Source organism: Oxalicibacterium solurbis (genome assembly GCF_014635845.1).
Classification (GTDB): Bacteria; Pseudomonadota; Gammaproteobacteria; order Burkholderiales; family Burkholderiaceae_D; genus Oxalicibacterium; species Oxalicibacterium solurbis.
On the sequence record NZ_BMDP01000003.1, the window covers coordinates 496,954 to 516,350 of the forward strand.

Below are 19,397 nucleotides of genomic sequence, written 5' to 3' on the forward strand. Positions count from 1 at the left end.
TAAAAAACAGGCAAGTCATTTTCTGCCGACAACAACAAGAGATTCCATGAACGACAACACTTCCGTTGCGAACGATCGCCAGCGGCTCCTGCTCGGCATCGCCGCCATTGCATTGATCGGCGCGCTGGTCGTATCCGGCATCCATCCGCACGAAAGAGCGACATGGCTGATGGAGGTGCTGCCGGTGCTGATTGCCTTGCCGCTGCTGGCGGGCACCTATCGTCGTTTTCCGCTGACCGGGCTGCTGTACGGCCTGATCTTCCTGCATGCGCTGATCCTGATCGTCGGTGGCGCTTATACATATGCGCACGTGCCGATCGGATTCTGGGTACAGGATATCTTTTCGCTGGCGCGAAATCCATACGACAAGCTGGGACATTTTGCCCAAGGCCTGGTGCCGGCCCTGCTGGCGAAGGAAATACTGTGGCGCGGCGGCTACGTTGCGGCACCGGACGGCGGTGCCTGGCAGCGCAAGATGCTGGCGTTCCTGTCGATCTGCATCGCAATGGCGATCAGCGCCTGGTACGAGCTGATCGAATGGTGGGCGGCGCTGATCATGGGGCAGGGTGCGGACGAGTTTCTCGGCACGCAGGGCGATCAGTGGGATACGCAGTCGGATATGTTCATGGCCTTCATCGGCGCAACGGTGGCGATGCTGCTGCTCGCCCGCTGGCACGACCGGCAGATCAGGGCCATGCGTCATGTGAGCGGAGGAACCGTTGAAAAGCTTCGCGGCCTGTCATGACAGCAGACGTAAGCATTGCAGCGGATCGTCTCCCCTGCAAAGGATAATCAAAGGAGAATCGCATGAGTCTTGCAAAGAGCACCCGTTCGTCCGTTATCCCTTGCCTGCGCTATCGCGACGCGCCTGCCGCCATCGCATGGCTGTGCGATGTGTTCGGTTTCGAACAGCAGGCGGTTTACGCCAATTCCGACGGCAGCGTTGCGCATGCGCAGCTGACGTTCGGCAACGGCATGATCATGATCGGTTCGGCCGGTGCGGAAAGCGAATGGGGCCGGCATATCCGTCAGCCGGACGAGATCGGCGGTGCGGAGACGCAGGCAGCCTATGTCATCGTTGCCGATGCGGACGTCATTTATCAGCGCGCGAAAGAAGCCGGCGCTGAAATTATCATCGACATCAAGTTCGAAGATTACGGCGGACGCGGATTCAGCTGCCGCGATTGCGAAGGGCATCTGTGGAGTTTCGGCACCTACGATCCGTGGTGACGGCCGGCAGGTTATCCTGCGCACTTCCGCATTTCCGCCGGATGGAGTTTCCATGAACGAACAGGCATTGCAGCAGTATCTGTACGACCACATTCCGCTGTCGCGTGCGATGCAATTGCATGTGCTGCAGGTGCGTGAGGAAGAGGTCGTCGTCGCTGCGCCGTTGGCGCCCAACATCAATCATCGCGAGACCGTCTTCGGCGGCAGCGCATCGGCGATTGCCATCCTGGCCGCATGGTCGCTGCTGCATACGCGCCTGCATCGCACGGGCATCGCCAGCCGGCTGGTCATACAGAGCAACACCATGCATTACGATCTGCCAATCGCCGGCGAGTTCATTGCGCGTGCCCATCTTGCCGAGGCGGAGGATTGGGCGCGTTTCGTTCGTATGCTGGAACGGCGCGGCAAGGCGCGCATCGGTGTCGAGGCAGTGCTGGAATACGCCGGTCAGCCGGTCGGAAGGCTGCACGGCGAATTCGTTGCGCTGGCCGGTGCGACGGACTGAGCGGGGGCCGTTTTGCGCTATAGTGCTGCCAGCGCGCGCACGACAGGTGGCAAACCAGGCGTCGGGCGACAGGCAATCACGAAAAGAGATAGTTATTTGATATGAGCGACGAAGATTTCAAAGCAAAGGAAGTAACCCGCAAACCGCCGAAGGAGCCTGACGAGAACGACAAGTTCTGGGACATGGCGGACAGCTTTATCCAGGTGGCCAACGAAAACTGCAAGAATGCGACCTTGGGTCAGGTGTGCGCATCGATGATGTACGCCAGTGCACGCTTCGGCGCCTTTACCGCGTCGGTCGATGCGCCGACCGAAGAGACGTTCAAGAAACAGCTGGATGGCGCGGTCCAGTATTTCCGTACCGAATACGAAAAGATGTTGCGCAGTAATTTCCGTGAATATGCGGACAACTTCCGTAGCTACCATCCGGAAAAGAAATAGCAGGCCAACGCCTCCATGGCGTTGGAAAGTCTCAAAAAAGAAACTTTTCCGTCTGAACGACTAACGGTTTCCCTTGGCCCGGTTGTGCGTGGCGCAGAGCATTTGGCAGTTTGCAACCGAGCTATCGCCACCTTTGCTCCATGCGGAAACGTGATCAGCATCCATTTCGGTCAATTTGTAGATTTTGCCCTTGTTCGCATCGTGCCCGATTGCACATAGCGGGCAGTTGGATTCGCTTTTTGCTGCTGCCGCTTGTGTCTGCTTCGCGTAGGTCGCCTTCTTCACCTTCTCATCGAATACTCGAACCGCCAGTAGCCTCGTTTCCGTCGAGCCGCCTAAAAGATACTCAAAGATTCCTTTATGGCTTGTCACCTCATCATCAACGATGAGTTTTTTCACCTCATCTGACATCTTCTTCGGATCGTAGCTCTTGCCATGGTACTGTTCGTACAGCCTGCCCCATTCCAAGCCTTTCATGTCCGGCAAAATCTCCGTAAACACCGTTGAAACCCAGTCGATCACGCTGTTGAAGTAGGTTGTCAGCTCATTAATGTTGGTGTCGTTACGATGTGCGCTCATATAAGAGCCAATATCTCCTTTACCCACCCAGTCCAGCGCCCGTTCCAGGAAGTCCTGCCGATTCGCACTGCCTTTGATGTACGCGCCCCACTTCTGGATGTTCGCGTTCTGACTGTTACTGAACTCAGCCTTGGCCTTGGTGACGAACGGTCCGGAGTAGATCGCGTTCAAAAGCTCTTGATCGTTGAGCGGCACGCCTGCGATGTTGATCGTCTCGAACCACTGCTTGATTTCGGTCTCGGTCCCCTCGCATTCATAAATCAACAGCTTTGACTTGCGAATCCTGTCTTGCTGGTCGGCGGGAAGACTGTCGAAGTTCTTGGGGTTGCCGCCGTCCATTATGGCGAATTTGTTGGTGACGAAGCGCCCGATGCTGGTGATGCGTTGTTGGCCGTCGAGCACCTCGAATTCGTCCGTACCGACCTTGTTGAAGTAGAGCAGCCCCAACGGATAACCCTTGAGCAGTGATTCGATGACTGCCGCTTCGCGTTTGCCGTCGCCGTCTGAATAAATGAAGTTGCGCTGGTATTCAGGCTGGATGGTGAGTTTCCCGCCAAGACCGAATAAACCTTTGCCCTCCAGTTGGTTGTAAACAAATCCGTTGCAAATGTCGGCCACGGTGATGTTGGTGAGGAGGGCCGTGTTCACTTTTTCTTTCCTTGTGTGGTCTTGGCTTGGTGATGGCGGATGACGATTCTGTCGTACATCCGGCGATAAGTTCCATCGCCATTGTCGATATAGAAACGTGGCCCACCCTGCAAGTAACTTCCCTTCTCTGCGACCTGTGATATAGGAACGCCGAGATTCATGCTTGATCCAAGAATCTCGAACTGGTCGGGGCTGTATTTATCGAGGAAAGTGATCGGAACGCCCATTGCGCCGTCATAGTCGCTGGGGATTGAATCGCTGAACGGTACTTCGATTGCGTCGTAGTTGAAATACCTGTCGTACTGAGCTTTGCCTTTGATTTCCTTGTGCTTGCTGAACTTCAAGTTGTCGGCCATCGTCATGAGAGGAAATTTCTCATGGCGGCGGCCATGATCGATGTTTGTCCACCAGCGAACGCCTTTGACTCGAATGTATTTGAGTCCGTTTTCGTCGATTCGCCAACCAGCTGCGTTCAATGGATAGTGGTCTGGAACACGGAACTCACGGTCGCCACTATGGATGGTGACACCCATCCATAGTTTGTCGGCTTTGATGAGCGGGAATATCTCAACATACGTGATTGCTTGCACGTTGCCGATGATTAGGAACTTCTTCTGGTGCTTCACGAGTTGTGCGACGTATTCCCGAAAGAGAGAAAAGGGCGGATTGGTGACGACGATGTCGGCTTCTTTGAGTAATGCGACGCACTCGGCGCTGCGAAAATCACCACCGGTGTAGGTGTCATCCGCTTTTAAGGCTTTCCGGGCAGCTTTATTGCGTTTCAGGAAGAGCTTGACATCATCAATGTTGGCTGCGCCGTCACCGTCCTCGTCTTTCACATGGTCGAGTGTCACGGCGATGGCCTTGGGTTTTCGACGCTTGCCGCCCCCTTCGTTGTATTCCGGAAACAGTTCTCCTTGTCCGGCAATGGGGGAGCCGTCGTAGCTGGTGGTGATTAGCTTCTTCAGGCCAAGCTTGTTGAAGTTGGCGGCGAAATACTTGAAGAAGTTGCTTTCAAAAGGATCGTCGCAGTTGCAATAGATGATCTTGTCGCGGAAGGCGTCGGCGTCGTATTCGAGGTAAGCCTCTACCTCTTTTTGAATATCGATGTACTGCGTATAAAACTCATCTTGCTTGGCTTTCTTGGCGTTCGAGAGTGCTAGATTCCCAGACGCTGAATTGCGGCTTGCGGCTTGCGGCTTGCGGCTTGCGGCTTGCGGCTTGCGGCTTGCGGCTTGCGGCTTGCGGCTTGCGGCTTGCGGCTTTATTCATTATGAAGGCGCTTCCCAAATGTCAAGGTGAATTTTGAAATTTTTACGCGTTAACAACGGGTGCGTTAATCACGTTTAGTTATTCGCCAAAATGCGGCTGCAAAAAGTGTTTATTTTGCGAGAGATTTTATACCGACATTTTATTGATGGATGTCGGTATAAGGTAGTGCCGACGACTCACGCCGATTTCGCCAGTTGCGTGAAATGCTCGACGACCGGCGGTGCAGCGAAGAACGGTCCGACGATGCCGCGCCATTCGGTGAAGGCCGGCGATTCGCGGAAATCGACGATGTGGTTTTCCAGCGTTTCCCAGTAGATCTGGATCACGTAGCGTTCCGGCGTTTCGATGCATTTGTTGATGACATAGCCTTTGTTGCCCTTGGCCTTGGCGATCACCTGTTCCAGGCCGCGCTGCACGGCGGCATCGAATTCGGCCTGCTTGCCGGGCTGGATGCGGATGTCGACGAGTTCGAGAATCATGTGGAATTCCTGTAGAAATGAACGATGCGCGATTATTGCATGCCGGCGCACGGCTCGCAGCGGGCCGCATCGTTGGTTCGTGTATATGGTTCGCGCAATCCTGTGCAATCTGTGGCAGGCTCTTGAAGAATATGCGGTGCGCACCGATCTGCGGTGGCATCCGGTAAATGGAGAAAGCATGCGTGCATCCCTTGCCTTCGTACTGTCGACGTTTGCCCTGTTGTCGGCAGCGCTGTCACAACCGGCGGCGGCTGAGCAGATCGGCGAAGTCAGTACCGTTTTCCGCTTCGTCGGCAAGAACGACCGCATCGTCGTCGAAGCTTATGACGATCCCAAGGTGGCCGGCGTGACCTGTTATGTTTCGCGCGCCCGTACCGGCGGTATCACCGGCACGGTGGGCCTGGCCGAAGATCGCGCGGAAGCATCGATCGCCTGCCGTCAGGTTGCCGATACCTTGCAGTTCAACGATCGCCTGCCGTTGCAGGAAGATGTGTTTTCGGAGCGACAGTCCATCCTCTTCAAGCGCCTGCATATCGTGCGCATCGTCGATCCGGCGCGCAATACGCTGGTTTACCTGACGTATTCCGACAAGCTGATCGACGGCAGTCCGCAGAACAGCATCGCGACCGTGCCGGTGCCGGACGGCATGCCGATTCCGCTGCGCAAGTGATGCTGCTTCTCTTCTTTCTTCATAGCCATTTTCCTCGCCATCATGCAGACTGACTCCGGACATTCCCGACTGCTGTCTCTCGATGCCGTGTCCTGCATCATGGCTGCCATTGCCTTGTGGCTGGTCATGCAGCAGGGTTTGCTGGCGGCCTTGTTCTCCGGCTTGCTCGTTTATTCGCTGGTGCAATTGCTGGCGCCGATGTTCGGCCGCCGGCTGGTGGCGCGGCGCGCGCAGATAGTTGTGGTGGCCTTGCTCAGCGTGGTGATCGTCGCAGCACTGATCGCGGCGATCTGGGGTGCGATCGCATTCTTCCGCAGCGATGCCGGCAGCATTCCGGTGCTGATGAAGAAGCTGGCGGATATCCTGGAAGCGTCGCGCAGCCAGATTCCCGCCTGGCTGGCGGCCTATGTGCCGGTCGATGCGGCTGCGCTGCACGACATGCTGGTCGGCTGGCTGCATCAGCATGCGATCGAGGCGCGCACGATGGGCAGCATCGCGGGGCGCGTGCTGGCGCACATCCTGATCGGCATGATCATCGGTGCCATGGCGGCGCTGTACGACACGACGGTCACGCCGTCCTACCGTCCGCTGGCGGCGGCCCTGCATGCGCGTGTCGTGGTCCTGCATCAGGCATTTCGCAATGTCGTGTTTGCGCAGGTACGTATCGCGGCGATCAATGCGGTGCTGACGGCGGTATATCTGCTGCTGATCCTGCCGCTGGCCGGCGTCGAACTGCCGTTGCGCAAGACGATGGTCATCATCACCTTCGTGGTCGGCCTGCTGCCGGTGGTCGGCAACCTGATTTCCAACACGATCCTGGTCGTGATCGGGCTGTCACATTCATTGGGTATTGCGTTCGCCTCGTTGCTGTTCCTGATGGGAATCCACAAGCTCGAATATTTTCTCAATGCACGCATCATCGGCCAGCACATCAATGCGCATACGTGGGAATTGCTGGTGGCGATGCTGGCAATGGAATCGTTGTTCGGCATTCCCGGCGTGATCGCGGCGCCGGTCTTCTATGCCTATCTGAAGCAGGAATTGTCCGCCCGCGGGCTGGTCTGAAGTGTTTATCCTGCAGCCGATTGCAGATGGCGCAGCGCGCCCAGGCCGGCTTGCCGTCCGCTGGCGAAGCAGGCGGTGAGCAGATAGCCGCCGGTCGGCGCTTCCCAGTCGAGCATCTCCCCGGCGCAGAAAACGCCGGGCATCGCATTGAGCATCAGGTCATTGTCCAGCGCTTCGAAGCAGACACCGCCTGCGCTGCTGATGGCTTCGTCGATGGGGCGCGGGGCGGTTAGACGGATCGGCAGCGCCTTGATGGCTTGCGCCAGCAATTCCATATCGGCAAATGCTTCCTTGTTCAATGCTTCACGCAGCAATCCTGCCTTGACACCGGCGATGCCGACGCGGCTTTGCAGGTGGCTGGACAGCGACCGTGCGCCGCGTGGATGTGTTACCTCTTCCCTCACTCGTTCGGCGGATTTGCCGGGGGCGAGATCCAGCGTCAGTGTCGCACTGCCATCGGCAGCTATGCAGTCGCGCAGGAAAGACGACAGCGCATAAATGAGGCTGCCTTCGATGCCACCTTCTGTGATGACGAATTCGCCGTGCCGGCTGCGCAGCGTGCCATCCGTGTCGATGCAACTTGCCGTCACACCCTTGAGCGGTTCACCGGCGAAACGGGTGCGGAAATGTTCGCTCCAGTCGGCATCGAAGCCGCAATTCGCCGGCTGCAAGGCAGCGGTGGCGACGCCGTGCGCAGCCAATAACGGCAGCCACGTGCCATCCGAACCCAGCCTTGCCCAACTGCCGCCGCCCAGCGCCAGCACGGTGGCATCGGGCGCGACATGCACCTCGCCGTCCGGCGTGGCGAAGCGCAGTTGCATCGATTCATCCCAGCCCAGCCAGCGGTGGCGCATGTGAAAGTGCACGCCGTTGTCGCGCAGACGTTTCAGCCATGCGCGCAGCAAGGGTGCGGCTTTCATGTCGGTCGGGAAGACCCGACCGGAACTGCCTACGAAGGTCTCGATGCCGAGTTCGTGCGCCCATTTGCGCAGTGCGCCAGCGTCGAAGGCCTGCAGCATGGGTGCCAGCCGGTCGGCACGTTTGCCGTAGCGCGCGACGAAGGCTTCGGAAGGTTCGCTGTGCGTGAGGTTCATGCCACCCTTGCCGGCCAGCAGGAATTTGCGGCCGACCGACGGCATCGCGTCGTACAGGTCGACGCGCACGCCATGGACGGCCAGTTGTTCCGCCGCCATCAATCCTGCGGGGCCGCCGCCGATGACGGCGACCGTGGAAGCGGTGGGGCGAGGCGAAGACATGCGATCGGGAAAGGAAACGGACGAAGGCGCCATTCTATCAATGCCGCTGTGCATGGAACGCGGCGATGCCGTGGCACGCTGCTGACAGCGGGTGTCGCTGGCGTCGGCGATAATCATTCTTCCTTTCCGCCGTTTTCCTTTTGCGACCGCTATCCGATGAAAACAGATCTCCCGCGCTGCCGCTGGGCCGATCCAGCCAATCCGCGCTACCTGAAATATCACGACGAAGAATGGGGCGTGCCCTGCCACGACGAAACGCGGCTGTTCGAAATGCTGAATCTCGAAGGCGCGCAAGCCGGTCTCAGCTGGTCGACCATCCTGAACAAGCGCGAATCCTATCGCGAAGCCTTCGACGGCTGGGATGCGGAAAAGATCGCCCGCTACGATGCGGGCAAGGTGGCTGAGTTGCTGGCCAATCCCGGCATTGTGCGCAATCGCCTGAAGGTGGCGGCGGCGATCACCAATGCGCAGGCCTATTTGCGCTTGCGCGACGAAGTGGGCGGCCTCGCCCCGTTTCTATGGGCTTATGTGGATGGCAAGCCCATCCTGAATAACCGCAAAAGCATCGCGGAAACGCCGGCGACGACACCGCTGTCAGATCGCCTGTCGAAAGATCTGGGCAAGCGCGGCTTCAAGTTCGTCGGTTCGACCATTGTCTACGCCTACATGCAGGCGATCGGCATGGTGAACGACCATGCGGCGGATTGTTTTTGCCATCGACCCGCAAGCACACAGCCAGAATAATGTCGGAAAAAGGCCGGGAAATAGAGGCAAAAGACGGGAGATAGTCGAAAAAGTACCGGCTGGCAGGATGAAAAGGCAAAAAAAAGCCCGCGCAGGGCGGGCAAAGTCTATATCAAAGGAGGAGACATAGAGGAGACAGATGCAAGTATAGGGAGGGCGCGGGTTTCAGGCCAATTTCCTTTTCTGATATCCGTTATTAGAAATATGAATATCAAAAATGTGAATCCCGCGGCTTAACAAAACCGGTGCGAAGTCCCGATGACGCGCTGCAAATCCGGCGCGGGGCAAAAAAAAAGCCCGCGCAGATGGCGGGCTAAATCTATATCAAAGGAGGAGACATAGAGGAGACAGATGCAAGTATAGAGATTTATGCTTCACCGCACCAATTTCCTTTTCCAATATCTGACATTTGTTTCATGAATATGACGGCGATCCTTGAATATTGCCAAAATGTTACCCGAAAACACTGCCCGAGACCCGGCTCAGGCCTGTCTCATTGCGGTGGTTTGAGGCGGTAAAACAGGTTTGGTTCGCTGATCAGGTAGAGCGTGCCGTCCGGCGCCAGCGCCACGCCTTCCGGTTGCGGCATGCCTTCGTCTGCCAAGTCGCGCAATTCCAGTTGGTTGGCGACCCGGCCGGCGGTATCCAGCTCGACGATGCGCTGCGATTCTTCGCTCAACAGCAGCAGATGGCCGTTGGCCTCGTTGACGTCGACGGAGGCGAGATCGGTGCCGATACGCTTGTCATTCAGCCAATGTTCCAGATTTTCCACGCGTATCGCCACGCGGCCGGTTCGCAGGTTTTCTCCCAACCCACTGATGCGGTACAAGCCGCGCGGCGAATGTTCCTTGCCGACATACAGCCAGTCATGGCGGTGGTCGTAGCCCAGTCCTTCGAAACCGGCGTTGTCGCGGTCGCTACCCATGTCGAGCGTGAACGAAGTGGCATTGCGCAGATCCAGTTCAGCATCGGCCTTGGCCGGCAGCGCGGTGATGAGGATGCGGTTGTCGCCTTCCTCGCTCAAGGCGATGCGGTTATTGCCCAGATAGGCGACGCCTTCGACATCGGAGGCATGGCGCAGGCGATGGCGGCGCAGCACATGGCCTTCGAGATCCATCGTCAGCAGCGTGGCAGGGCGGTTGATGACGGCGATCAGCTGTTTGGCTTCATGGTTGAAGGCCAGGCCGGAAAGATTGCGGTCGATGCCGTCGATCGCGCGGCCGTCGATTTCCATCCGGTATGTCTGCAGCGGCAGGCTGCCGGCCTGCGGTGAGGTGGCAGTCTGGCTCGGGCGCATGTCGCGCCACCAGAGGTAAAGCTGGTTATCGATGTGATAGAAGCGGATGCCGATGTAGACGGCGATGCCGAGCGCTACCAGCAGCGAGCCGGTAACCAGCCAGCGCAGCGCATGCGGCAAAAAGAAGCCGAGGGAATACGACGGTTTGGCGTGTTTCAAAAGGAAGTCCTTGTGCCGACAGAATGCCGATCAGTCCTTCTTCTTGTTCTTTTTATCCTTCTTGTCTTTTTTGTCCTTCGCCTTCTTTTTCTTCTTCTTGGGCGGTGGCGCCAGCATCGTGCCGCGGCACTCCGGCGAGCCGCAACGGCATTCGTAGGCTTTCTTCAATGCCTTGGTCTGGCGCTCGTCGACGATCAGGCCGTAGTCGTAATTCAGTTCTTCGCCGCGCTTGATGTCGCGCAAGGCGTAGATGTAGACGCGTCCCTTTTCCTCGCGTGCCTCGCAGTTGGGATCGCACGCATGATTGATCCAGCGCGCATCGCTGCCGTCGACGCCACCGTCGATCATCTTGCCGTTTTCCAGGCTGAAGAAGAAGGTGTGATAAGGATTCTCCGGATCCTGGCCGTGACGACGATCTGCTTCCTTGTCGTTGATGCGTTCGCCTTCGTATTCGATCAGGAAGGTGTCGGCCGCGATGCCGCGCACGGCAAATACGCCGCGGCCATGGATAGGAGAGTTGCGTACGATGAACGGCAGTTTGCCGGATGCGGTGGTGCTCTTGCTCGGTTTGGTCATGAGGTTCGGTCGGCAGCAGAGAATGAAGCCGGGCCGATTGCCCGGGCGCGTCATTGTATCAATATGCGCGGCTCTGTAACGCGCGTTCCCGCATATGTCATGCAATTGTCATGAAGGCGCCAGGTGCCAAGCAAAATGCAAATCATGCGGAGCGCGTGCAGAGGACAAAAAAATGCCGCCCGAAGGCGGCACGGACAGGACAGGATGAAGGATCAGAATTCTTCCCAGTCTTCGCCGCCGTCGGCCAATGCAGGCTTGCGTGCCGGCGTCGCAGGTTTGAGGGCAGGCTCGTTCGCTGCTCTGGGTGCCGGTGCGGCAATCTTTGCGGGGGCTGCCTGCTTCGGCGCTTGCTGTTTTGGCAGCGTCTGCTGCAATGGCAGGGCCGCGTGCCTTGTCTCGGCGACCGGAACGACAGCGACATGTTCGTCGAGCCGGAAGATGCTGACGGCGTGCGACAGTTCGCCAGCCTGATCCTGCAGGCTCTGCGCGGCGGCAGCGGCTTCTTCGACCAGTGCGGCATTCTGCTGCGTGATCTCGTCCATCTGCGTGATGGCCTGGTTGATCTGCTCGATGCCGGAACTCTGCTCTTCGCTGGCAGCGGTGATCTCGTTCATGATGTCGGCCACGCGGCGCACCGAGCTGACGATTTCTTCCATCGTCGTGCCGGCCTGATCGACCAGCTTGCTGCCGGCATCGACCTTGGCGACAGAATCGCCGATCAGTTCCTTGATTTCCTTCGCCGCGCCGGCGCTGCGCTGCGCCAGGCTGCGAACCTCGCCGGCGACCACGGCGAAGCCGCGTCCCTGTTCGCCGGCACGCGCGGCTTCGACGGCTGCATTCAGCGCCAGGATGTTGGTCTGGAAGGCGATGCCGTCGATGACGGAAATGATGTCGACGATCTTCTTCGACGACGCGTTGATCGAACCCATCGTATCGACGACCTGGCCGACGACATCGCCGCCGCGCACGGCGACTTCGGATGCCGTGAGCACAAGCTGGTTGGCCTGGCGTGCATTGTCGGCGTTCTGCTTGACGGTGGACGTCAGTTCTTCCATCGAACTGGCGGTTTCTTCCAGCGAACCGGCCTGCGATTCGGTGCGGCTGGACAGGTCCGCATTGCCGGTGGCGATTTCGGCCGAGGCGACGTTGATCGTTTCGGTGCCGTGCCGTACCGCGCTGACGGTGCGCGCCAGGCTTTCGTTCATGTCCTTCAGCGCCTGCAGCAGCTGGCCGGTCTCGTTTTTCGTTCGCACATCGATCTTTTGCGTGAGATCGCCGGCAGCGACGCTGCGGGCAACGCGCACGGCATCATGCAGCGGCCGCGCGATCATGCGGATCAGCAGGAAGGCCATGCAGGCAGCAACGATCACGCCGAAGATGATGGCGGCAATCGAGATGTTGCGCACCAGCGCAAAGCGTTCCTGCGAATGCTGGTACATCTTCTTCGCTTCGCGCAACTGGATCTGGATCAGTTCGCCGACGCCGGTGCGCACCGGCGCGAACAGTTCCTCCATCGGGCCGTTGACGATTTCCGTCACGCGCAGCACGTTACCGGTGCGGGATGCTTCGACGGCAGGAAGCAATGCCTTTTCCTTGAAGATTTTCCGGTCGTTGGCGAACTTGGTGGCGACGATTTTTTCCTCCGGTGTCGCATCGGTTGCCATGTAGGCTGTGAAGGCCGCATCGACTTCCTTCGAGCGTTTTTCGATCGCATCCATTTTGGGGATGACCAGATCCGGATTGCCGTAGATCGAAGCGGACAGGTCGATCTGGTTGAGCATCACGCCGGCGATGACGGTGTTCAGTTCGCCGATCGGAACGGTGCGATCTTCGTAGACGCTTTTCAGCGCCTTGTTGGTGGTGTCGAGCGAGGTCAGCCCGAGCACGCCGGTTGCCACCAGCAGTGCGGAAAGCAGACCCATCACGAACAGCAGCAGGGATTTGATGGTGATGTTCTTGAACATGATTGTCTCTTCTATATATGGAGTCTTGTCGCTGACTCTTATTTCGCCGATTGTCATGCTGGTTTCCAGCTCTCGGCTTTCTTCCGGAAGCGAATGCGCCATCGGCGCTTTCGCGGGCGTGCGGGCGTTAGAACGCCTCTTCTGCGACCAGTCCCATTTCCGGGCTGGCCATCAGTTTGTCGATGTCGATCAGGATCAGCATGCGCGAATCGATGGTGCCGATGCCGACGATGCAGGCGGACTCCATCGCGCCCTGCATGTCCGGCGCGGGACGAATCTGTTCCGGCGCCAGCGTGATGACGTCCGAAACGCTGTCGACCACCATGCCGATCACGCGGCCGCCGATATTGAGGATCACGACGACAGTGAACTGATCGTAGGTTGGCGCACCGAGATTGAAGCGGATGCGCATGTCGACAATGGGGACGATGGTGCCGCGCAGGTTGACGACACCCTTGATGAAATCCGGCGCGTTGGCGATATGCGTAACGGTGTCGTAGCCGCGCAGTTCCTGTACCTTCTGGATGGACAGTCCGTATTCTTCATTGCCCAGCCGGAAGGACAATACTTCCAGCGGCGATGCGGTGTCTGTGGCGGTGTTCATCTGCATTCCTTCCCTGTTTCGTCTCTTTCGGCGTTGCGTTGAACGCGGCTTTTTTATCAGATGCAAACGTGAGGGGTGCAGGCAAATCGTCATGGAGGCGAGATGCTGCAGAAGACTCGATTTCACCTTAATCAAATCGCTGTGCATCGTCAATCGATGACAATCAAGCAAGATCGCGACGCATTGCTACACGCGCGTGACGGTTTCATAGGGAGAAGCGAACATTCTTCACGCAATCCTCACGTGGATACGCAAACGCAAAACACTGTTAAATCGTATAAATCAATACATGCGCAGCAGATGTGTTGCGATTCGTGTACGCATTCCGCACCATGCGGCGCTTCCGCGTCATGCAGGACACGGAATGCGTGGAGTGCGCTGGAGTAAAATGGCGCCCCTGTCGACCGATACGACCCTGGCGGCAGAAGCGTGTTGATGGGGTCGGCTGGAAAACAAGCATGCTGCGATTGACCGATGTTCAACTCCCTCTCGATCACACCGAAGACGCACTCGTCGCGGCTATCGTTGCACGTCTCGGCATCGCGCGTGGCGATCTGATCGCGCACACGATCTTCCGCCGCGGCTACGATGCCCGCAAGAAGAGCGCGATCTCGCTGGTCTATACGCTGGATGTGGAAGTGCGCGACGAAGCGCGCGTGCTGAAAAGCGCGAAGGGCGATCGCCAGGTTTCCGTTGCTCCCGATACCGATTACAAGTTCGTCGCGCAGGCACCGGCCGAATTGGCGTCGCGGCCGGTGGTCGTCGGTTTCGGCCCCTGCGGCATCTTCGCTGCGCTGATCCTGGCGCAGATGGGTTTTCGCCCGATCATCCTTGAGCGCGGCAAGGTTGTGCGCGAACGCACGAAAGATACCTGGGGCCTGTGGCGCAAGCGTGAACTGAATCCCGAATCGAACGTGCAGTTCGGCGAAGGCGGCGCCGGTACCTTCTCCGACGGCAAGCTGTGGACGCAGGTCAAGGACCCGAAATTCTACGGCCGCAAGGTGCTGACCGAATTCGTCAAGGCCGATGCGCCGCCGGAGATCATGTACGTCAGCAAGCCGCACATCGGCACCTTCCGCCTGGTGAAGATGGTGGAGCTGATGCGTGCCGAGATCGAACGTCTGGGCGGCGAATTCCGTTTCGAAAGCAAGGTCGACGATATCGTGCTCGACGACGGCTGCGTGGCCGGGTTGAAGCTGGCCGACGGCAGCGAACTCGTCACCGATCATGTCGTGCTGGCGATCGGCCACAGCGCGCGCGACACCTTCCGCATGCTGCACGCGCGTGGCATCTACGTCGAGGCGAAACCGTTCTCGATGGGTTTCCGTATCGAGCATCCGCAATCGCTGATCGACGCCTGCCGCTTCGGCTCCAGTGCCGGCCACCCGATTCTCGGTGCGGCCGACTACAAGCTGGTGCATCACGCCAGCAACGGCCGCGGCGTCTACAGCTTCTGCATGTGTCCGGGCGGTACCGTGGTGGCGGCGACCTCGGAGCCGGGGCGCGTCGTCACCAACGGCATGAGCCAGTATTCGCGCAACGAGCGCAATGCGAATGCCGGCATCGTCGTCGGCATCACGCCGGACGATTATCCCGGCCATCCATTGGCTGGCATGGAATTCCAGCAGCAGTGGGAAGCGAAGGCTTTCGAGCTCGGCGGCGGTAACTACAATGCGCCGGGCCAGCTGGTCGGCGATTTCATCGCGAACAAACCGTCCACGCAATTCGGCACCGTGCAGCCGTCGTACAAGCCGGGCGTGACGCTGGGCGACCTGAATCCGTCATTGCCGTCGTACGCGATCGATGCGATCCGCGAAGCGTTGACGGCGTTCGACAGGCAGATCAAGGGTTTCTCGATGCACGATGCGGTGCTGACCGGCATCGAAACGCGCACCTCGTCGCCGATCCGCATCAAGCGCGACGACAGGACGCTGCAGAGCATCAACACGCAGGGACTGTATCCGGCCGGCGAAGGCGCCGGTTATGCGGGCGGCATCATGTCGGCGGCGATCGATGGCATTCGGGTGGCGGAAGCCGTGGCGCTCAGCATGCTGGAAACAGGCAAGCGCGGCGCAACCTGAAAAGAAGCGCCGGCCGGCCAAGAAAAATTACAGGCAACTACAACCAGCCGGATCGCTTGAAGCGGTAATACAGATAGCTGCAGACGCCGCCCACCAGCACGATGGCGGCCGGATAGCCGTACTTCCAGTCCAGTTCCGGCATGAACTTGAAGTTCATGCCCCACAGTCCGAAGAAAGCGGTAGCCACCGCGAAGATGGCGGCCCAGGCGGCCAGCCGCTTGTTCACTTCGCTCTCTTCGATCGCGACCATCGACAGGTTGACCTGGATTGCCGTGGTGATCGTGTCGCGGATCGCATCGATCAGCGTGTTGATGCGGTACAGGTGATCGCCGATGTCGCGGAAATAGTCGCGCGTGTCTTCGCAGATGGTCGGCACGCGCCCGCCGTACAGCCGGCCCACCGCATCCATCAACGGTGCGACGACGTGCTTCATCATCACTACCTCGCGCTTCAGTTCGTACAGCCGCTCGATGTTGGCGCGCTGCGAACCCTGTTCGAAGATCTTGCCCTCGATGGTTTCCAGTTCGGTTTCCAGCGTTTCGACGATGGGGAAATAGCGATCCACCACGGCATCCATCAGCGCGTAGAGGACGAAAGCGGAACCCTTGCGCAATTGATGCGGCTCCTGCTCGCAGCGCGCGCGCACGCCGAGAAAGCTGTGGCGGCTGCGGTTACGTACCGACAGCACGTAGTTCTTGCCGACGAAGATGTCCAGTTCGCCGATGTGCAGGCCTTCGTCCGTCATCTCGGCCGTCTTGACGACGGCAAACAGCGAATCGCCGTATTCCTCGATCTTCGGCCGCTGGTGGCCGTTGCGCGCATCCTCGACGGCCAGGTCGTGCAGATTGAATTCCTTCTGCATCTGAGCCAGTTCGGCCGGATCGGCATCCATCAGTGCAACCCAGACGAAGCATTTCGGATGCAGCAGGTAGTCGCTGATCTGGTCGACCGTGATATCGGCCAGTTTTCTGCCTTCCTGATAGGCGACGCAGTTGATGAGCATAGGATGTTCTCCGGCCGATGATGTTGTAATAGTGCGGCGTCAGGTATGCGCAAGGATGTTGACCAGCGTACCAAAAGGATCGCGAACATAGAAGCGCCGTACGCCCCACGTTTCGTCGGCCGGCCCGTATTCGATGGCGAAGCCGGCATTCTGCATGCGCGCGAGCGCTGCGTCCAGATCGTCGACTTCGATGGACAGCGCGGGCACCGGTGTGCCGTTGCCGCCTTCGGTGGCGATGCTGACCTGCAGCGGAGCAGGTTCATCGCTGCCGTAGGTGGCAATCCAGCCGTGATCCATCAGCAGATCCATGCCCAGCGCGTCTTGATAAAAACGCCGCGCCGGTTCGATATGCGTCGCGGCGATGTTATGGACGATGCGTTTGACTTTCATGGCTGTCGCTCCTTCACTTGGCGCATGCTGCACGCGTGCCGCCGCCTTTCCGGCAATGCCGGTAAGCGGTTACGTGCGCATCGAAGGCGGCGCGCGCCTGCTCGGGCGGCAATGCCGCCAGTTTTTGCGCGAGCGTGCGGCTGACCTGAAAATGCTGGTAGTCGATAGGCGCATCCCAGTCGCCTCCCCATGTTGTGAAACCATGCTGCGCGAAAAGTTCGACGACTTCTTCCGCCATGCCGGCGCGCGCGGGTTTGCCCGGCCGCGTAGCAGCGCGATTGGCGTAACGGCCACCGGCTGCCGGATGGAAGCGCGCATTGCCGTCGCCGGCTATCTCGACATAGGGGTTCTGCACCGGGTTGATGTCGATCGCCAGGCCGTAGGCATGCAGCGAAGGCGCGCTGCCGCCGGTAATGGCGCGATCGTTGAAGGCGGACGTATTGTTGTCGCGCATCGCCGCTTCGTCATCGCCGCGGTAATGCATCATCGCGCGTGCATGCGCCAGCGGAAAGCGCCGCTGCAGCAAGGCGTCGAAGATCGCCCGGACATGCGGCGCGGCTGCATCCAGCACGATGATTTCGCCGTCATTGTGTCGGCGGCCGTCGAAATCCACATAGGAAAAATGCACACGACGCAACCGTTCGCAGGGTGCCGGCGAATGCGCGCGCAGCACGCCGGCGGCCCGCATTGCCGTACAGCTTGCCGCATCGGGTTGGGCAATGCTTGCGGTGGTTGCATCGCCGGCCGTTGCCGGCAGAGTGGTCGACAGGCAGAAAAGCAGCAAAAGGAATCGGGGCGTAAATCGGAGCAGGAACATGGACATGCCTTCTTGCGTGGCTGGAGAACGTGATGATATTGCCGCAGCACCATACACCATATCAATCCTGGCGCGCGAGCGGTGCAGCGTAGAATGGCGGTTTCACATCCTGCCGGTTTCACCCGATGACCATCCTGCTGTCCACGCTGAATGCCCGCTACACGCACGCCTCGCTCGGTTTGCGTTATCTGCTGGCGAACATGGGCGAATTGCAGGCGCAGACGAAAATCCACGAATTCGTCATCGGCACGCGTGCGGTCGACATCGTCGAGCGTGTGCTGGAACATCAGCCGCGCATCGTCGGTTTCGGCGTCTATATCTGGAACGTCGAGGAAACGGTCAAGGTCGTTGCCCTGCTCAAGCGTGTTGCGCCGAATGTGACGATCGTGCTGGGCGGGCCGGAAGTGTCGTACGAAACCGAAGGCCAGGAAATCGTGCGCCTGGCCGATTACACGGTCACCGGCTGGGGCGATGTGACGTTTCCGCAGTTGTGCCGGAATATCCTGCACGGGCCGAAGCCGCTGATGAAGATACACGCCGGCGTGCAGCCTCCGCTGGAAGACATCGCCTTGCCGTACGCGCTGTACAGCGACGAAGACATCGCGCATCGCACGCTGTACGTCGAAGCGTCGCGCGGCTGCCCATTCAAATGCGAATTCTGTTTGTCGTCGCTGGACAAGACGGCATGGCCATTCGATCTCGACCGTTTTCTGGGCGAACTGGAAACGCTGCATGCGCGCGGTGCGCGGCTGTTCAAGTTCGTCGACCGTACGTTCAACCTGAACGTGAAGACCAGCCTGAAGATCATGCAGTTCTTTCTCGACAAGCTGGCCGCGCATCCAGACGATCCGGTCTATGCGCACTTCGAAGTGGTGCCCGATCATCTGCCCGATGCGCTGAAGGACAGCATCAAACAATTTCCGCCCGGTACGCTGCAATTCGAGATCGGCATCCAGAGCTTCAATCCCGACGTGCAGGCGCTGGTCAGCCGCAAGCAGAACAACGACAAGGCCGCGGACAACATCCGCTGGCTGCATGAACATTCGCATGCGCATCTGCACGTCGATTTGATTGCCGGTCTGCCGGGCGAGGACATTGCAAGCTTTGCGCGCGGTTTCGACCGGCTGGTGGAACTGGGGCCGCATGAAATCCAGTTCGGCATCCTGAAGCGGCTGCGCGGCACCCCGATCATCCGCCATACCGAAGCGTACGGCCTGGTGTTCGATCCGCATCCGCCGTATGCGATCCTGTCGACCGACCGCATCACCTTTGCCGAGATGCAGGAACTGGTGCGTTTCGCGCGCTATTGGGATCTGGTCGCCAACTCAGGTCGCTTTGCGCATACGCTGCCGCTGATTCTCGGCGCGACGCCGTTCGCCCGTTTCATGCGCCTGTCGCAATGGCTGTTCGCGCGTACCGACGCCACGCATCGCATCGCGCTGGAGAAATTGGCCGCGCTGGTGGCGCAGTGGCTGGCAGAAGAGGGAATGGATGCGGAAGCTGCTGCCGCGGTCGTTCGCAGCGATTATGCGGGGCAGGCGAACCTGAAGAAGGCGCCGGTACAGAAGCAAGCATTGCCGCAGCGGCAGGCGCGGCACATGGCGGCGTAGCCGGCCAC

The 19,397-nt window shown here is 59.1% G+C and carries 20 protein-coding genes; 9 read left to right on the plus strand and 11 right to left on the minus strand.

What is annotated here, in order from left to right:
- The first annotated feature begins 46 nt into the window (after positions 1-46).
- From IEV40_RS12285 to IEV40_RS12300, 4 genes are all read left to right on the plus strand, one after another.
- Positions 47-745 carry a DUF2238 domain-containing protein gene (locus tag IEV40_RS12285; protein WP_188422083.1) on the plus strand — a complete coding sequence of 233 codons (699 nt, stop codon included), beginning with the start codon at positions 47-49 and terminating at the stop codon, positions 743-745.
- 62 nt (positions 746-807) lie between these two features.
- A complete protein-coding gene (locus IEV40_RS12290) occupies positions 808-1,230 on the plus strand; it encodes a VOC family protein (RefSeq protein WP_188422085.1) in 423 nt (140 codons plus the stop codon).
- Between the two features lie 52 nt (positions 1,231-1,282).
- Complete coding sequence (locus IEV40_RS12295; protein WP_188422087.1) at positions 1,283-1,735, plus strand: YiiD C-terminal domain-containing protein; 453 nt, start codon at positions 1,283-1,285, stop codon at positions 1,733-1,735.
- A gap of 101 nt (positions 1,736-1,836) precedes the next feature.
- Positions 1,837-2,175 (plus strand): DUF3144 domain-containing protein, encoded by a 339-nt coding sequence (locus tag IEV40_RS12300; RefSeq protein WP_188422089.1) that lies wholly within the window; start codon positions 1,837-1,839, stop codon positions 2,173-2,175.
- Between the two features lie 60 nt (positions 2,176-2,235).
- Here the strand turns inward: IEV40_RS12300 and IEV40_RS12305 are convergent, their stop codons facing one another.
- The 3 genes from IEV40_RS12305 to IEV40_RS12315 form a co-directional block, all read right to left on the minus strand.
- On the minus strand, positions 2,236-3,402 hold the full coding sequence (locus IEV40_RS12305) for an HNH endonuclease family protein (RefSeq protein WP_188422091.1): 1,167 nt from the start codon (positions 3,400-3,402) through the stop codon (positions 2,236-2,238).
- Positions 3,399-4,670: an adenine-specific methyltransferase EcoRI family protein gene (locus IEV40_RS12310; RefSeq protein WP_188422429.1), complete on the minus strand. Its 1,272-nt coding sequence runs from the start codon at positions 4,668-4,670 to the stop codon at positions 3,399-3,401. Before IEV40_RS12310 ends, IEV40_RS12305 begins: the two co-directional genes overlap by 4 nt.
- Before the next feature lie 180 nt (positions 4,671-4,850).
- Entirely contained in the window at positions 4,851-5,153 is a 303-nt protein-coding gene (locus tag IEV40_RS12315) for an antibiotic biosynthesis monooxygenase family protein (RefSeq protein ID WP_188422093.1), read from the minus strand.
- A gap of 178 nt (positions 5,154-5,331) precedes the next feature.
- Here IEV40_RS12315 and IEV40_RS12320 point away from each other — a divergent pair, with 178 nt between their 5' ends.
- Both IEV40_RS12320 and IEV40_RS12325 read left to right on the plus strand, forming a co-directional pair.
- Positions 5,332-5,823, plus strand: a complete 492-nt coding sequence (locus IEV40_RS12320) for a CreA family protein (RefSeq protein ID WP_188422095.1) — start codon at positions 5,332-5,334, stop codon at positions 5,821-5,823.
- Between the two features lie 42 nt (positions 5,824-5,865).
- Positions 5,866-6,888, plus strand: coding sequence for an AI-2E family transporter (locus IEV40_RS12325; protein ID WP_188422097.1), 1,023 nt, complete (start codon positions 5,866-5,868; stop codon positions 6,886-6,888).
- Between the two features lie 5 nt (positions 6,889-6,893).
- Here the strand turns inward: IEV40_RS12325 and IEV40_RS12330 are convergent, their stop codons facing one another.
- Positions 6,894-8,144 (minus strand): TIGR03862 family flavoprotein, encoded by a 1,251-nt coding sequence (locus tag IEV40_RS12330; protein WP_188422099.1) that lies wholly within the window; start codon positions 8,142-8,144, stop codon positions 6,894-6,896.
- Between the two features lie 156 nt (positions 8,145-8,300).
- Here IEV40_RS12330 and IEV40_RS12335 point away from each other — a divergent pair, with 156 nt between their 5' ends.
- On the plus strand, positions 8,301-8,888 hold the full coding sequence (locus IEV40_RS12335) for a DNA-3-methyladenine glycosylase I (RefSeq protein WP_188422101.1): 588 nt from the start codon (positions 8,301-8,303) through the stop codon (positions 8,886-8,888).
- Positions 8,889-9,381: 493 nt separating this feature from the next.
- Here the strand turns inward: IEV40_RS12335 and IEV40_RS12340 are convergent, their stop codons facing one another.
- The 4 genes from IEV40_RS12340 to IEV40_RS12355 all read right to left on the minus strand — a co-directional run bounded on the left by IEV40_RS12340 (position 9,382) and on the right by IEV40_RS12355 (position 13,488).
- Positions 9,382-10,344 (minus strand): SdiA-regulated domain-containing protein, encoded by a 963-nt coding sequence (locus tag IEV40_RS12340; RefSeq protein ID WP_188422103.1) that lies wholly within the window; start codon positions 10,342-10,344, stop codon positions 9,382-9,384.
- Positions 10,345-10,374: 30 nt separating this feature from the next.
- Positions 10,375-10,920: an SET domain-containing protein gene (locus tag IEV40_RS12345; RefSeq protein WP_188422105.1), complete on the minus strand. Its 546-nt coding sequence runs from the start codon at positions 10,918-10,920 to the stop codon at positions 10,375-10,377.
- Positions 10,921-11,132: 212 nt separating this feature from the next.
- Positions 11,133-12,884 carry a methyl-accepting chemotaxis protein gene (locus tag IEV40_RS12350; protein ID WP_188422107.1) on the minus strand — a complete coding sequence of 584 codons (1,752 nt, stop codon included), beginning with the start codon at positions 12,882-12,884 and terminating at the stop codon, positions 11,133-11,135.
- A 127-nt stretch (positions 12,885-13,011) separates the two neighbouring features.
- Entirely contained in the window at positions 13,012-13,488 is a 477-nt protein-coding gene (locus IEV40_RS12355; RefSeq protein WP_229724095.1) for a chemotaxis protein CheW, read from the minus strand.
- 458 nt (positions 13,489-13,946) lie between these two features.
- Here IEV40_RS12355 and IEV40_RS12360 point away from each other — a divergent pair, with 458 nt between their 5' ends.
- On the plus strand, positions 13,947-15,569 hold the full coding sequence (locus IEV40_RS12360; protein WP_188422111.1) for an NAD(P)/FAD-dependent oxidoreductase: 1,623 nt from the start codon (positions 13,947-13,949) through the stop codon (positions 15,567-15,569).
- Positions 15,570-15,606: 37 nt separating this feature from the next.
- On the opposite strand, the gene corA is transcribed toward IEV40_RS12360, so the two are convergent.
- Genes corA through IEV40_RS12375 form a run of 3 tightly spaced genes read right to left on the minus strand, consistent with a single transcriptional unit; the run spans position 15,607 to position 17,746 of the window.
- Positions 15,607-16,572 (minus strand): magnesium/cobalt transporter CorA, encoded by a 966-nt coding sequence (gene corA / locus IEV40_RS12365; RefSeq protein WP_188422113.1) that lies wholly within the window; start codon positions 16,570-16,572, stop codon positions 15,607-15,609.
- 39 nt (positions 16,573-16,611) lie between these two features.
- Positions 16,612-16,962: a VOC family protein gene (locus IEV40_RS12370; protein WP_188422115.1), complete on the minus strand. Its 351-nt coding sequence runs from the start codon at positions 16,960-16,962 to the stop codon at positions 16,612-16,614.
- Between the two features lie 13 nt (positions 16,963-16,975).
- Positions 16,976-17,746: a M15 family metallopeptidase gene (locus IEV40_RS12375; protein ID WP_229724096.1), complete on the minus strand. Its 771-nt coding sequence runs from the start codon at positions 17,744-17,746 to the stop codon at positions 16,976-16,978.
- A 158-nt stretch (positions 17,747-17,904) separates the two neighbouring features.
- Here IEV40_RS12375 and IEV40_RS12380 point away from each other — a divergent pair, with 158 nt between their 5' ends.
- Complete coding sequence (locus IEV40_RS12380) at positions 17,905-19,389, plus strand: B12-binding domain-containing radical SAM protein (protein WP_188422117.1); 1,485 nt, start codon at positions 17,905-17,907, stop codon at positions 19,387-19,389.
- Positions 19,390-19,397: the final 8 nt, after the last annotated feature.